The sequence below is a fragment of the Caballeronia sp. LZ043 genome, from assembly GCF_031451075.1.
GTDB lineage: Bacteria > Pseudomonadota > Gammaproteobacteria > Burkholderiales > Burkholderiaceae > Caballeronia.
In genome coordinates, this window is the sequence record NZ_JARUXT010000001.1 from 1171510 (window position 1) to 1185206 (window position 13697).

At 64.9% G+C, this 13697-nt stretch carries 12 protein-coding genes and 1 tRNA gene; 11 read left to right on the top strand and 2 right to left on the bottom strand.

Translation table 11 applies throughout. From position 1 onward, the window contains the following. Positions 1 to 226: 226 nt before the first annotated feature. The 3 genes from QCE64_RS05185 (at position 227) to aroC (ending at position 3990) form a co-directional block, all read left to right on the top strand. Positions 227 to 679 (top strand): CBS domain-containing protein, encoded by a 453-nt coding sequence (locus tag QCE64_RS05185; protein WP_310002952.1) that lies wholly within the window; start codon positions 227 to 229, stop codon positions 677 to 679. Positions 680 to 875: 196 nt separating this feature from the next. Continuing rightward, positions 876 to 2816, top strand: a complete 1941-nt coding sequence (locus QCE64_RS05190) for an MFS transporter (protein WP_310002954.1) — start codon at positions 876 to 878, stop codon at positions 2814 to 2816. Positions 2817 to 2883: 67 nt separating this feature from the next. Beyond that, positions 2884 to 3990, top strand: a complete 1107-nt coding sequence (gene aroC / locus QCE64_RS05195) for a chorismate synthase (protein WP_309929711.1) — start codon at positions 2884 to 2886, stop codon at positions 3988 to 3990. 91 nt (positions 3991 to 4081) lie between these two features. On the opposite strand, the gene QCE64_RS05200 is transcribed toward aroC, so the two are convergent. Continuing rightward, positions 4082 to 5755, bottom strand: a complete 1674-nt coding sequence (locus QCE64_RS05200; RefSeq protein WP_310002956.1) for an electron transfer flavoprotein-ubiquinone oxidoreductase — start codon at positions 5753 to 5755, stop codon at positions 4082 to 4084. Between the two features lie 208 nt (positions 5756 to 5963). Between QCE64_RS05200 and QCE64_RS05205 the strand changes: the two genes are divergently transcribed. Beyond that, positions 5964 to 6737: an SDR family oxidoreductase gene (locus QCE64_RS05205; protein WP_309808008.1), complete on the top strand. Its 774-nt coding sequence runs from the start codon at positions 5964 to 5966 to the stop codon at positions 6735 to 6737. A 59-nt stretch (positions 6738 to 6796) separates the two neighbouring features. Then, on the top strand, positions 6797 to 7234 hold the full coding sequence (locus tag QCE64_RS05210; protein WP_310002958.1) for a thioesterase family protein: 438 nt from the start codon (positions 6797 to 6799) through the stop codon (positions 7232 to 7234). Between the two features lie 9 nt (positions 7235 to 7243). Here the strand turns inward: QCE64_RS05210 and QCE64_RS05215 are convergent, their stop codons facing one another. Then, complete coding sequence (locus QCE64_RS05215; RefSeq protein ID WP_309915224.1) at positions 7244 to 7789, bottom strand: LuxR C-terminal-related transcriptional regulator; 546 nt, start codon at positions 7787 to 7789, stop codon at positions 7244 to 7246. Between the two features lie 265 nt (positions 7790 to 8054). Between QCE64_RS05215 and QCE64_RS05220 the strand changes: the two genes are divergently transcribed. From QCE64_RS05220 to QCE64_RS05245, 6 genes are all read left to right on the top strand, one after another. Then, positions 8055 to 8759 carry a CoA transferase subunit A gene (locus QCE64_RS05220; RefSeq protein WP_309915227.1) on the top strand — a complete coding sequence of 235 codons (705 nt, stop codon included), beginning with the start codon at positions 8055 to 8057 and terminating at the stop codon, positions 8757 to 8759. Between the two features lie 2 nt (positions 8760 to 8761). Then, positions 8762 to 9403 carry a CoA transferase subunit B gene (locus QCE64_RS05225; RefSeq protein WP_309929714.1) on the top strand — a complete coding sequence of 214 codons (642 nt, stop codon included), beginning with the start codon at positions 8762 to 8764 and terminating at the stop codon, positions 9401 to 9403. A gap of 191 nt (positions 9404 to 9594) precedes the next feature. After that, entirely contained in the window at positions 9595 to 10515 is a 921-nt protein-coding gene (locus QCE64_RS05230) for an alpha/beta hydrolase (RefSeq protein WP_309915234.1), read from the top strand. Between the two features lie 69 nt (positions 10516 to 10584). Then, positions 10585 to 10938, top strand: a complete 354-nt coding sequence (locus QCE64_RS05235; protein WP_309915238.1) for a RidA family protein — start codon at positions 10585 to 10587, stop codon at positions 10936 to 10938. 35 nt (positions 10939 to 10973) lie between these two features. Next, positions 10974 to 13217: a bifunctional (p)ppGpp synthetase/guanosine-3',5'-bis(diphosphate) 3'-pyrophosphohydrolase gene (locus QCE64_RS05240; RefSeq protein ID WP_310002960.1), complete on the top strand. Its 2244-nt coding sequence runs from the start codon at positions 10974 to 10976 to the stop codon at positions 13215 to 13217. Positions 13218 to 13355: 138 nt separating this feature from the next. Continuing rightward, positions 13356 to 13432, top strand: a tRNA-Val gene (locus QCE64_RS05245). The last annotated feature ends 265 nt before the right edge of the window (positions 13433 to 13697 follow it).

Sequence of the window (13697 nt, forward strand, 5' to 3'; positions counted from 1 at the left end):
GGATGCATGCTCCAAAGCAGGCACTCGAAACCGCGCAAAGCCTTGTCCATCCGGCCAGTGCGGGCGTTTCCCGGGCCGTTCGCCTTTTCTTTTGCGAGTCTTTCCGATAGCATCGATCCATCTTTCCACCCCGTTCGCACCGCGGCTGCACGCCGTGCGCAACGCCGGCGGCGTCAACGTTTCAGGCTGCAACAGGCATCGTGCGGCCATTCGCGAGGAGACAACCATGCGAGTCAGCGACATTCTCAAGGTGAAGGGCAACACCCTTTTCACCGTCACACCGGACACCCCGCTCGGCGAGGCCGTCGACACCATGGCGGCGCACGACATCGGCTCGCTGGTCGTCATGGAGTACGGCGACCTGGTCGGCATGCTGACCTTCCGCGAAATCATCGTGACCTTGCGCGACAACGGCGGTTCGGTGGGCACGTCCACCATCCGCAAGATCATGGACGACCATCCGCTCACCTGCACGCCGGAAACCGACGCGAAGGAAGTCCGCCGCATGATGCTCGAGCATCATGTGCGCTATCTGCCGGTCATGGAGAAGCGTCAGCTGATGGGCGTGATCTCGTTCTATGACGTTGCAAAGGCGGTGGTGGAGGAGCAGGGTTTCGAGAACCGCATGCTGAAGGCCTATATCCGCGACTGGCCCGAGCAGCAGGAAGAAGCGCGCTGAGCGCGTCATTTTTTGCGGCGGAACTTCGCAATCAGACATGATCTGGCTCGGGCGGTTTGAGCAGCTTGCTTGAACCCCGCGCCCCGCAAAGCGCGCCCGACCGGCGCGCTTTTTTTCGCCCCGCCCGGCAACCCGTCTCGCTCCAACGACTTCCATTCGGGCGCGCCCGACACCCAATCTCACCCTCCCGCAACACATGAGCGACCATCCGCCGCGCGCCCGAGAGCGCGACTCCCGACGTGCGCATGCAGCCGGCGAAAGCCAGTTCCGCCTGGTGCGCGAGCGCCGTTTCGCACCGTTTTTCTGGACGCAGTTCCTGGGTGCGATGAACGACAACGTCTTCAAGGTCGGCTTCACGTCGCTCGTGACGTTCCAGGCGGCGCGCTTTTCCGGCGTCGATCCGAAGACGGCCGCGTTCCTGATTTCCGCCATCTTCATCGTGCCGTTCGTGCTGTTCTCGGCGACCTCCGGCCAGATTGCCGACAAATACGACAAGGCCGTCCTCGCGCGCCTCGTGAAGAGCTTCGAGATCGTCGTGATGCTGATCGGCGGCGCGGGCTTCCTGTGGCACAGCGCGCCGCTGCTGTACGCCTGCACTTTCCTGATGGGCGTGCATTCCACCGTGTTCGGCCCGGTGAAATATGCCTATCTGCCGCAGCATCTCGACGCGCATGAACTGGTCGGCGGCAACGGGCTGGTCGAGATGGGCACCTTCGTCGCCATCCTGTTCGGCACGATCATCGGCGGCGCGGCAGCGGGCGCGTCCGAACACGGCGCGCTGCTGCTCGCCTGCGCCTGCTTTGCGTTCGCGCTGATCGGAAGGGTGGCGGCCGCGTTCGTGCCGGCGTCGGCGCCGTCGCAATCCGGGCTGCGCATCAACTGGAATCCGTTCTCGGAAACCTGGCGCAACCTGCGGCTCGCGAAATCCGACCGCACCGTGTTCCTGAGCCTGCTCGGCATCTCCTGGCTATGGTTCGTCGGCGCGACCTTCCTGACCTCGTTCTTCAACTTCGCCAAGGACGTGCTGTCCGCCGATCCTGACGTCGTGACCGTCCTGCTCGCGACGTTTTCCCTGGGCATCGGCACGGGTTCGCTGCTGTGCGAGCGCCTGTCGAAGCGGCGCGTGGAGATCGGGCTCGTGCCGCTCGGGTCCATCGGCATCAGCGTGTTCGCGGTCGACCTGTTCTTCGCCAGCCACCGGATGATGCCGGCGGAACATCTGCTGGGCGTCGGCGAGTTTCTGCTTGCGCTGCCGCACTGGCGCATTCTCGCGGACCTGTTTCTGCTGGCGATGTTCGGCGGCTTCTACAGCGTGCCGCTCTACGCGCTGATCCAGGCGCGCAGCCAGCCCACGCATCGTGCGCGCATCATCGCGGCCAATAACATCCTCAATTCGTTCTTCATGATCGTGTCGGCGCTGATGGCGCTTGCGCTCACGTCCTTCGGCGTCGGCATTCCGGGACTCTTCCTCACTACCGCGCTGCTGAATGTGGTGGTCGCCTTGTACATCTATTCGCTCGTGCCGGAGTTCCTGCTGCGCTTCATCGCGTGGCTGCTGGTGCATACGTTCTATCGCATCCGGCTGGTCGATGCAGCGCGCATTCCCGCGCATGGCGCGGCCGTGCTGGTGTGCAACCACGTAAGTTTCGTGGACGCCGTGGTGATCATGGCCGAAAGTCCGCGGCCGATCCGCTTTGTGATGGACCACCGCATCTTCCGCACGCCGCTGTTCGGCTGGATGTTCCGCCACGTGAAGGCCATTCCGATCGCGCCCGCGCACGAGGACGCCGCCATGCTCGCACGCGCCTACGACGCGTGCGCCCAGGCGCTGGAAGAGGGCGATCTGGTCTGCATCTTCCCGGAAGGCAGGCTCACGCGCACCGGCGAGCTGAATCCGTTCCGGCATGGCATCGCCGAGATTCTGCGGCGCCATCCGGCGCCCGTCGTGCCGATGGCGCTGCGCGGCCTGTGGGGCAGCGTGTTCTCGCGTCACGAAGACGCGCAATGGCCGCGGCCGATCCGGCGCGGCGCGATGACGCGGCTGACGCTCGCGGTGGGCGAGCCGATCGCGCCGGAGGATGCGACTCCGCAGCATCTGCAGGAGGTGGTGTCGGCCTTGCGCGGGGCGCGCCGCTAGGGCGCGTCGGCGGGCGGCGCTGGCATAATGGCGGTTTCCCCCGACACTTTTTATCAGGTCGACGCTCATGTCCGGCAATACCCTTGGCACGCTCTTTACCGTCACGAACTTCGGCGAATCGCACGGTCCGGCGATCGGCTGCGTGATCGACGGCTGCCCGCCCGGCATGGCGCTCACCGAAGCCGACATCCAGATCGAGCTGGATCGCCGCCGCCCCGGCACGTCGCGGCACGTGACGCAGCGTCAGGAACCCGACCAGGTCGAGATTCTTTCCGGCGTGTTCGAAGGCGTGACCACGGGCACGCCCATCGCGCTCCTGATCCGCAATACCGACCAGCGCAGCAAGGACTACGGCAACATCGCGCAGAGCTTCCGTCCCGGTCATGCGGACTACACGTACCTGCAGAAATACGGCGTGCGCGACTATCGGGGCGGCGGCCGTTCGTCGGCGCGTCTCACTGCGCCGACCGTGGCCGCGGGCGCCGTCGCGAAGAAATGGTTGCGCGAGAAGTTCGGCCTCGAGACGCGCGGCTGCATGAGCGCGCTGGGCGAAGTGGCGATTCCGTTCGAAAGCTGGGAGCACGTGCGGGAGAACCCGTTCTTCTCGCCGAACGCGCAGATCGTGCCGCAGCTCGAGGAATACATGGACAACCTGCGCCGCGACGGCGATTCGGTTGGCGCGCGCATCGAGGTGGTGGCGAGCGGCGTGCCGGTGGGTCTCGGCGAGCCGCTGTACGACCGGCTCGACGCGGACATCGCCCACGCGATGATGGGCCTCAATGCCGTAAAGGCCGTGGAGATCGGCGCGGGCTTCGCGAGCGTCGCGCAACGCGGTTCGCAGCACGGCGACGAGATGTCGCCCGAAGGCTTCGCCACCAACAACGCCGGCGGCATTCTCGGCGGCATTTCAAGTGGGCAGGACATCACGGTGTCCATCGCGATCAAGCCGACGTCGAGCATCCGTACGCCGCGCCAGTCCATCGACAAGGACGGCGCGCCCGCCACCGTCGAAACCTTTGGCCGTCACGATCCGTGCGTCGGCATCCGCGCCACGCCGATTGCCGAAGCGCTGCTCGCGCTGGTGCTGATGGACCACGCGCTGCGGCATCGCGCGCAATGCGGCGACGTCGTCGTGGGCACGCCGAAGATCGCGGCTCAGGCGCCGTCGAAGTAGGCGGCAGGAGCGAACCTGAAATGAGAAACGGGCGCCATGGCGCCCGTTTTCTTTCGCTCGAACGATGCAGCCGGAACCCGGCCGCACGCCATCACATGTTCGGATAGTTCGGGCCGCCGCCGCCTTCCGGCGTGACCCACACGATGTTCTGCGTCGGATCCTTGATGTCGCACGTCTTGCAGTGCACGCAGTTCTGCGCGTTGATCTGCAGGCGCTCGTTGCCGTCGTCGCCCTTCACGAATTCATACACGGCCGCCGGACAGTAGCGGCTTTCCGGGCCCGCATAGGTGCGCAGGTTGACATCGACCGGCGCCTTCGGGTCCTTGAGCGTCAGGTGCGCCGGCTGATTCTCCTCGTGGTTCGTGTTCGAGATGAACACGGACGAGAGCCGGTCGAAGGTGAGCTTGCCGTCGGGCTTCGGATAGACGATTGGCTTGCACTGCGAAGCCGGCTTCAGCATCTCGTGATCCCAGTGCTGATGGTGCAGCGTCCAGGGCACGTTGCCGCCCATCACCTTCTGCTCCAGGCCCACCATGAAGGTGCCGAGGTACAGGCCCTTGCTCATCCACTGCTTGAAATTGCGCGCCCGATACAGCTCCGTCTTGAGCCACGAGCTCTCGAACGCTTCCGGATAGGCCGTGAGTTCGTCGTTCTGGCGGCCGGCCTGCACAGCGTCGAACGCGGCTTCGGCGGCCATCTTGCCGGACTTGATCGCCGCGTGGCTGCCCTTGATGCGCGAGGCGTTCAGGAAGCCGGCGTCATCGCCCGCCAGCGCGCCGCCCGGGAAGCTCAGCTTCGGCAGCGACATCAGCCCGCCCGCGGTGATCGCGCGCGCGCCGTAGGAAATGCGCTTGCCGCCTTCGAGGAACGCGCGGATCGACGGATGGGTCTTGTAGCGCTGGAATTCCTCGAACGGCGACAGATACGGATTCGAATACCCCAGCCCGACGACGAAGCCCACCACCACCTGGTTGTTGTCCATGTGATAGAGGAACGAGCCGCCGTAGGTGTCCGGTTCGAGCGGCCAGCCGGCCGTGTGGATCACGAGGCCGGGCTTGTGCTTGACCGGATCGATTTCCCACAACTCCTTGATGCCGATGCCGTACACCTGCGGATCGGCATTGCGGTTCAGCTTGTACTTGTCGATCAGCTGGCGGCCGAGATGCCCGCGCGCGCCTTCGCAGAACAGCGTGTACTTCGCGTGCAGTTCCATGCCGAGCTGGAAGTTCTCGGTCGGCTGGCCGTCCTTGCCGACGCCCATGTTGCCCGTGACCACGCCGCGCACCGAACCGTCGTCCGCATACAGCACTTCGGCTGCCGGAAAGCCCGGAAAGATCTCGACGCCCAGCGCCTCGGCCTGCTGGCCCAGCCAGCGCGTGACGTTGGCGAGCGAAATCACGTAGTTGCCGTGATTCTTGAAGTTGTCGGGAAGCAGCCAGTTCGGCACCTGCTTCGCGTCGTTCTGAGACAGGAACAGGAAGCGGTCCTCGGTCACCTCGACGTCGAGCGGCGCGCCTTTTTCCTTCCAGTCGGGAATCAGTTCTGCAAGCCCGCGCGGGTCCATCACCGCCCCGGACAGGATGTGCGCACCGACCTCCGAGCCTTTCTCCAGCACGCACACGCCGATCTCGACGCCTTTTTCTTCCGCCAGTTGCTTTAACCGGATGGCCGCCGACAAACCGGCTGGCCCACCGCCGACGATCACGACGTCGTATTCCATCGATTCGCGGGGACCGTACTGCTCGATGAGGCTCGCCGGGGTCATCAATGCTCCTCTGTACTTTAGAATGCCCTTTCGGGTTCGGGGATCGCGTATTGTCGGGGAAGCTCAGGCAGCCCGCAACCGATGCTCGTTATATTCGCACGAACGTACTATTATGGCGGCGCCTGTGCCATCGGTGCCGACGCTGATGGCTTGCGGCGCGCGCCCGGTGCGCCGTCGAGGCTGAATCCACCCTGGAAAAGGAAGCACAATGGGCCGTTCGATCAACCTGGAAGGCAAGGTCGCGCTGATTACCGGCGCGTCCAGTGGTTTGGGCAAACGTTTCGCGCAGGTGCTGTCGCAGGCGGGGGCCAAGGTGGTGCTCGCGAGCCGCCGCACGGAGCGGCTGAAGGAATTGCGCGCGGAGATCGAGGCGTCGGGCGGCGCGGCGCACGTGGTCTCGCTCGACGTGACGGATTACCAGAGCGTCAAGTCCGCCGTGGCGCATGCCGAGACGGAAGCCGGGACCATCGACATCCTGGTGAACAACTCGGGCGTCTCCACCACGCAGAAACTCACCGACGTCACGCCCGCCGACTTCGAATTCGTTTTCGGCACGAATGTGCGCGGAGCGTTCTTCGTCGCGCAGGAAGTGGCCAAGCGCATGATCATGCGCGGCAACGGCGCCGCGAAACCGGCGTACCGGATCATCAACATCGCCTCGGTGGCGGGGCTGCGGGTGTTTCCGCAGATCGGCGTCTATTCGATGAGCAAGGCCGCCGTCGTGCAGATGACGAAGTCCATGGCGCTCGAATGGGGCCGCCACGGCATCAATGTCAACGCCATCTGCCCGGGTTATATCGACACCGAGATCAATCACCACCACTGGAAGACCGAGCAGGGGCAGAAGCTCATGTCGATGCTGCCGCGCCGGCGCGTCGGCACGCCGAACGATCTCGACGGCCTGCTGCTCCTGCTGGCCGCCGACGAATCGCAGTTCATGAACGGCGCCGTGATTTCCGCGGACGACGGTTTCTCGGTCTGAGCGCGGCCCTTCCACTTTCAGTCAACCAGGCCGTCATACGGCAACAGGTAACGCAGTCAATGAGCAGCGAGCAGAGCTTCCGCACCGTCATCGAATTACCCATCCCAATCCGCTGGGGCGACATGGACGCCTTCGGGCACGTCAACAACACCGTCTATTTCCGCTACATGGAGCAGGTGCGGATTTCCTGGTTCGAGCAACTGGGCATCGTGGGCGGCCACGGCGCGGGGCAGGGGCCGGTGATCGTGAACGCATCGATGGAATTTCTCCGGCAACTGCACTATCCCGGCGACGTGATCGGCCGGATGTCGGTCGGCCAGCCGGGACGCAGCAGCTTCGACACGCATTTCGAGCTGGTGCGCGCCGATGCGCCCGACACGCTGGTCGCGCGCGGTGCGGCGAAGATCGTGTGGATCGAGTACGCGGCGGGCAAGTCGGCGCCGCTGCCGGAGGCGCTGCGCCGCGTGATCGAGACGGGTGTGTCCGTCGCGCTGTGAGTCCGTGGGTCAGGTGCCGAGCAGCCGTTGGAGCAATTCGGTGGCGTTGCCGGTGTCGTACTTGCGCATGAGTCGCGCGCGATAGATGTCGACGGTGCGCGGGCTGATGTCGAGCACGCGGCCGATCTGCTTGCTGGTCTTGCCGGTCACGAGCTGCGCGGCGATCTCCCGTTCGCGCGGCGTCAGTTCGATGGCGACCCGCCGCGTCGCGCTCAGGTCCTCGAAGGTCCAGACGCCGGCTGCGTGCGGCGTGGCGCGGTCGAGCGCGCGGCCGGTCACGTGGCACCAGAAGAGCTCGCCATTGTTGCGCTTCATGATGCGGTCGTCGCTGTAGGTGCCTTCCTTGCTGATGTGCGCGGCGATCCGCTCGCCGATCCGCGCGAATTCGTCCGGCGACGGATACAGCACCTCGAACGACTGGCCGATGAGCGCCTCGCGCGCAAAGCCGAAGATCGCGCAGAGCTGCGCGTTGCAGTCCTCGATCGCGCGCTCGCGCGAGAGCACGAGCCCGACGGGCGCGAGATGAAACGCGGTTTGATAGTCCAGTGCAGGCATGTGATCCGGGCGCCCGGGCGCTTGGCGCGGCGCGGCTGACGGGGCCGGGAACCAAACGCGCGCGGGCAATGACTTATGTATTTTTGCGTATTGTGCCGGATCAGCCGGGCAGCGTACTCTTTCGCCACGCTTCTGCCTCGCCAGCAGGCCGTCCGCGCGTCGGGTGACAGCGTCGTGACGGTTCACAAGCCGACGGATCAAGGCCGGTGCAAAACCGCTCAACAGCCGTTTCTCAGTTGGTTTCACACATGGAAGGGACACACAGATGAACAAGGTCTATCCCAGCGCGAAAGCCGCGCTCGAGGACATCGTCAAGGACGGGCAGACATTCGCCGTCGGCGGTTTCGGGCTGTGCGGCATTCCGGAGGCGCTGATCGCCGCATTGCGCGACACCGGCGTGAAGGGCATCACCTGCATCAGCAATAACGCGGGCGTCGACGGCTTCGGTCTCGGGCAACTGCTCGAAACTCGCCAGGTCAAGAAGATGATTTCTTCCTACGTCGGCGAGAACAAGGAGTTCGAACGGCAATACCTGGCCGGCGAACTCGAACTCGAATTCACGCCGCAGGGCACGCTGGCCGAAAAGCTGCGCGCGGGCGGCGCGGGTATCCCGGCCTTCTTCACCAACACCGGCTTCGGCACCGTGATCGCGGAAGGCAAGGAAACGCGCCAGTTCGGCGAGAACCACTACGTGCTCGAACATTCGCTGACGGCGGATGTCGCGCTCGTGAAGGCGTGGAAGGCCGACAAGTCCGGCAACCTGATCTACCGCCGCACGGCGCGCAACTTCAACCCGATGTGCGCGATGGCCGGCAAGATCACGGTGGTGGAAGTGGAAGAGATCGTCGAGGTGGGCGAGCTCGATCCGGACGCCATCCACACGCCCGGCATCTTCGTGCAGCGCCTCGTGCTGAACGCACAGCCCGAGAAGCGCATCGAACAACGCATCGTCCGCGCGAAAGGAGAGTAATCATGGCTTGGACTCGTGACCAGATGGCCGCGCGCGCGGCGCAGGAACTGCAGGACGGCTTCTACGTGAACCTGGGCATCGGCCTGCCGACGCTCGTCGCCAATCACGTGCCGGACGGCATGGAAGTGTGGCTGCAATCGGAGAACGGCTTGCTGGGCATCGGCCCGTCGCCGTATGAAGACGAAGTGGACGCCGACCTCATCAACGCCGGCAAGCAGACCGTGACCACCTTGCCGGGCTCGTCGATTTTTTCGTCGGCGGATTCGTTCGCGATGATTCGCGGCGGCCACATCAACCTGGCGATCCTGGGCGCCATGCAGATCAGCAAGAAGGGCGACCTGGCCAACTGGATGATCCCCGGCAAGATGATCAAGGGCATGGGCGGCGCGATGGACCTGGTCGCCGGCGTCAAGAAGGTGGTCGTGCTGATGGAGCACGTCGCCAAGGGCGACCAGCACAAGATCCTCGAAGAATGCTCGTTGCCGCTGACGGGCGTGGGCGTCGTGGACCGCATCATCACGGATCTCGGCGTGATCGACGTCACGGAGAACGGACTGCGGCTGGTCGAGCTCGCGGACGGCGTGTCGGTTGAGGAAATCCAGCAGAAGACGGGTGCGCCGCTGGATGTCTCGGGCGTGAAGTGACGCGCGGGCAAGCGGTTTAAGCGCCGGATCTCGAACGGGCGCGGCTTTCGGGCTGCGCCCGTTTTGCTTTTCGCGCCGATGGTTCGTTCAGGGTCGTCCGTTCGGCCAGCGGGATTCCGGAGGACGCCACGCGCCGTACAATCGTTGCAATCCAAGTCACCAACCGCAATCTCATTCGCGAGGACCGCTTCATGACCGCACCGATCGTCGTCGAACCCGTTCACCCGGAGCTGGGCGAGCCGCGCCAGCGCTTCGTGCAATGCGCGAGTCCGGGCGGGCTGCATCGCGTGGCATACACGGAATGGGGCGATCCGTCGAACCCGCGCGTGCTGCTCTGCGTGCATGGCCTCACGCGCTCGGGGCGCGACTTCGACAAGCTCGCGAAGGCGTTCGCCCATGAGTATCGGGTCGTGTGTCCGGATGTCGTCGGGCGCGGGCTCTCGGGCTGGCTGGCGGATCCGCGTTACTACGGCGTGCCGCAATACGTCGCGGACATGGTCACGCTGATTGCGCGGCTCAACGTGGAGACGGTGGACTGGTTCGGCACGTCGATGGGCGGACTGATCGGCATGGCGCTCGGCGGACTGCCGGACTCGCCCATCCGCAAGCTGCTCCTGAACGATGTCGGGCCGCATATCGAGCCGGTCGCGCTCGGAAGGATCGGCGAATATCTGGGCAAGCCGGCGCGCTTTGCTTCCCTCGAAGAGGGCGTGCGGCGCGCGGCGGAACTCGCGGCGAGCTTCGGGCCGCTCAGCGACGCGGAATGGACCAGCATCAACACGCCGCTGCTGCGCGAGCGCGACGGCGCGTGGACCTTCCACTACGACCCGGCCATTGCCACGCCGTTCGCGTCGGTGACCGAGGAGCAGGCCGCCGCGTATGAGGCGTTCCTGTGGCATTCGGTAGCGTGCATCGCCTCGCCGGTTTTGGTCGTACGCGGCGAGACTTCTGATCTGCTGTCGCGCGAAACCGTCGAGCGGATGGTGAAGACGGGGCAAGCGGTGACGAGCGTCGAGATTCCCGGCGTGGGCCACGCGCCGGCGTTTCTTGCCGACGATCAAATCGCCATTGCCAAAGGGTTCTTTCTGGGCGATAGCGGCAGCGGGGCATAATATCGGGCTTGGCCGAAGCCGCACAGCTTCATCGATCCCATCTCCATCAACCATCGTCAGGAACCCATCATGGCAGTCATTCGTCATCACGTCGGCCCGCGTCTGTCCGAAACCGCCATTCATAACGGTACGGTCTATCTCGCCGGCCAGATCGCCGAGGACACGGACCAGGACATCACCGGCCAGACGCGTGAGGTGCTCGGCCACATCGACCGTCTGCTGGAAGAGGCCAACAGCGACAAGGCGCATTTGCTGTCGGTGCAGATCTATATCTCCGATCTCGTGCACTTCGCCGGCATGAACGCGGTGTGGGATGCGTGGGTTGCCGACGGCAACGCGCCGCCGCGCGCCACCGTCGAGGCCAAGCTGGCCAATCCGGCGTGCCTCGTCGAAGTCGTCGTGGTCGCGGCGCAGCGCACCTGAACCTTCGTATCGGCTGAAGCAGTCGCATTTCCCGCATGAGCGAGACCGCCGTTCCCACCGAGACCTGGCCCGAGCCGTCGATCGACGACGCGCTCGCGTTCGTGCACGAGCACGCGCGAGACGCCCGGCTGTCGACGGGCGAACTGCTCGCGGAGCACGCGGTGGGCACCGCACGCATCATGCAGACGCTCAATGTCGATGCGCACGCGGTCACGGCGGCGGCGCTGTTCGCGCTGGCGCCGCATCTCGAGGATCCCGAGAAGCTCATCACCGAGCGCTTCGGTCCGGAAGTGCAGCGTCTCGTCGGCGATGTCCGAAAGCTGTTGCGGCTCGGTTCCGTCAGCTCGCGCGCCACGCTGGCCGAGTTTCCCGATACCCGCGACGCACAGGCGGCCCGCCGCGCGCAGGTCGAGTCGCTGCGCAAGATGCTGCTGGCATTCGCGCAGGACATTCGCGTGGTGCTGATCCGGCTGGCGTCGCGGGTGCAGACCTTGCGCTTTCATGCCGCGCACAAGATCGATCCGCCGCCGGACGTGCCGCGCGAAACCCTCGAGATCTACGCGCCGCTCGCCAACCGGCTTGGCATCTGGCAACTGAAGTGGGAGCTGGAGGACCTCTCGTTCCGCTTCCAGGATCCGGTCACGTACAAGCGTATCGCGAAGCTGCTCGACGAAAAGCGCGTCGAACGCGAAAGCTATGTGACCGAGGCGATCGCGCGCCTGCAGCGCGAGCTGGACACCGCGCACATCAAGGCTGAAGTGAGCGGCCGGCCGAAGCACATCTACAGCATCTGGAAGAAGATGCGCGGCAAGCATCTCGACTTCTCGGAGCTGAACGACGTGCGCGCGTTTCGCGTGATCGTCGGCGACATCAAGGATTGCTACACCGTGCTCGGCATCGTGCATAACCTGTGGCAGCCGGTTCCGCGCGAGTTCGACGACTACATTTCCCGGCCCAAGCCGAACGGCTACAAGTCGCTGCACACCGTCGTGATCGGCGACGACGGGCGCGCCTTCGAAGTGCAGATCCGCACGCAGGAAATGCATCAGTTCGCCGAGTACGGCGTGGCGGCGCACTGGCGCTACAAGGAAGCGGGCGCGCGCGGTTACGCGGGGCAGGTGACCGCGAGCGAGAAATACGACGAGAAGATCGCGTGGCTGCGTCAGCTGCTGGCCTGGAAGGACGACGTGGAAGGCGAGGGCGACGGCGATGCGGAAGCGGAAAAGCGCGGCTGGCAGCATCTGCGCGACGCCACGCTCGACGACGACCACATTTACGTGCTGACGCCGCAGGCCCGCGTGATCGCGCTGCCGCACGGCGCGACGCCTGTCGATTTCGCTTATCACCTGCACAGCGAGCTGGGGCATCGTTGTCGTGGCGCACGTGTCGACGGCGCAATGGTGCCGCTCAATACGCAGCTGCAAAACGGCCAGACAGTCGAGATCGTCGCAGTGAAGGAGGGCGGCCCCTCGCGCGACTGGCTCAACCCGCAGCTCGGCTATCTGCACAGCCCGCGGGCGCGGCAGAAGGTGCGCTCGTGGTTCCTTGCGGCGGACGCGGCGGAGACCATCGCGGCGGGCCGGACGATCGTTGAAAAGACACTGCAGCGAGAAGGCAAGACGTCCGTCAGCCTCGATCAACTCGCCACGAAGCTCGGCTTCAAGACGCCGGAGGAGTTGTACGCGGTCGTCGGCAAGGACGAGTTCAGCCTGCGCAACATCGAGCAGGCGCTCTCTGACGCGCCGCCGCCCGAGCCCGAACCGGAAGCGCCCGAGCAGTTCGAGAAGCGCAGCAGCGGGCAGAGCGTGGCTCATGGCGCGTCGACGGGCGTGCTCGTCGTCGGCGTCGATGCCTTGCTGACGCAATTGGCGCGCTGCTGCCGGCCCGCGCCGCCGGACCCGATCGCCGGTTTCGTGACGCGCGGCAAAGGCATGTCGGTCCATCGCACCGACTGCACGACCTTCAAGCGCATGGCGCAGCGCTCGCCGGAGCGCGTGCTGCATACGACCTGGTCGGCGGAGGTGATGAACGGGCGCGGCTCGTCGGTTTATCCGGTGGATCTGTCGGTGGAGTCGACCGACCGGCAAGGCTTGCTGCGGGATATCTCGGAAGTGTTCGCGCGCGAGAAGATCAACGTGATCGGCGTGAAGAGCCAGAGCCGCCGCAATGTCGCGTACATGCAGTTCACGGTTGAAGTGTCGAGCGCGGCACAGATCCAGCGCGCCTGCACGTTGCTGGGCGAAGTGCCGGGCGTGATCCGCGCGTCGCGGCGGGCGTGAGTGCCGTCTCAGTGAATTCCGCCTGACTTGCCGCAGCGGAATTCACCGAAAGATCCGCGGTTCGGCGAATAAACTTGAAGTTTCTCCGGACAAACCCTTGCCAAGGTTCGAAATACTCCATATAATCTCACTTCTTTCAGGCTCGTAGCTCAGCTGGTTAGAGCACCACCTTGACATGGTGGGGGTCGTTGGTTCGAGTCCAATCGAGCCTACCAACGAAAAAGAAGGCTTGCGGACTCCGGTCCGCGGGTTTTCAAACCGCGAAGGGCGTCTGAATGGCGCTCAGTGCAAAAGGCGAATGAAAATGGCACGTCGAACGTTGACCGAAACAGTTTCGGAGCGACGCTAGTCGAGGACCTAATTCGCCTTCTGCCAAATTGTTTCGCGGTCAGTGTGAAAAGTGAATGCGGCCCCTCGATAGCGGGGCCGCATTTTTTTTGTCTCCCGATTTCTCGACGTGAGATCGCGAGGCAAGCCTCA

Excerpts from the sequence above, each read along its gene's own strand:
- QCE64_RS05235 (WP_309915238.1), top strand. The coding sequence starts at position 10,585 with ATGGCAGTCATTCGTCATCACGTCGGCCCGCGTCTGTCCGAAACCGCC.
- QCE64_RS05200 (WP_310002956.1), bottom strand. The coding sequence starts at position 5,755 with ATGACCCCGGCGAGCCTCATCGAGCAGTACGGTCCCCGCGAATCGATG.
- QCE64_RS05230 (WP_309915234.1), top strand. The coding sequence starts at position 9,595 with ATGACCGCACCGATCGTCGTCGAACCCGTTCACCCGGAGCTGGGCGAG.
- QCE64_RS05240 (WP_310002960.1), top strand. The coding sequence starts at position 10,974 with ATGAGCGAGACCGCCGTTCCCACCGAGACCTGGCCCGAGCCGTCGATC.
- QCE64_RS05185 (WP_310002952.1), top strand. The coding sequence starts at position 227 with ATGCGAGTCAGCGACATTCTCAAGGTGAAGGGCAACACCCTTTTCACC.
- QCE64_RS05205 (WP_309808008.1), top strand. The coding sequence starts at position 5,964 with ATGGGCCGTTCGATCAACCTGGAAGGCAAGGTCGCGCTGATTACCGGC.
- QCE64_RS05225 (WP_309929714.1), top strand. The coding sequence starts at position 8,762 with ATGGCTTGGACTCGTGACCAGATGGCCGCGCGCGCGGCGCAGGAACTG.
- QCE64_RS05210 (WP_310002958.1), top strand. The coding sequence starts at position 6,797 with ATGAGCAGCGAGCAGAGCTTCCGCACCGTCATCGAATTACCCATCCCA.
- QCE64_RS05220 (WP_309915227.1), top strand. The coding sequence starts at position 8,055 with ATGAACAAGGTCTATCCCAGCGCGAAAGCCGCGCTCGAGGACATCGTC.
- QCE64_RS05215 (WP_309915224.1), bottom strand. The coding sequence starts at position 7,789 with ATGCCTGCACTGGACTATCAAACCGCGTTTCATCTCGCGCCCGTCGGG.
- QCE64_RS05190 (WP_310002954.1), top strand. The coding sequence starts at position 876 with ATGAGCGACCATCCGCCGCGCGCCCGAGAGCGCGACTCCCGACGTGCG.
- aroC (WP_309929711.1), top strand. The coding sequence starts at position 2,884 with ATGTCCGGCAATACCCTTGGCACGCTCTTTACCGTCACGAACTTCGGC.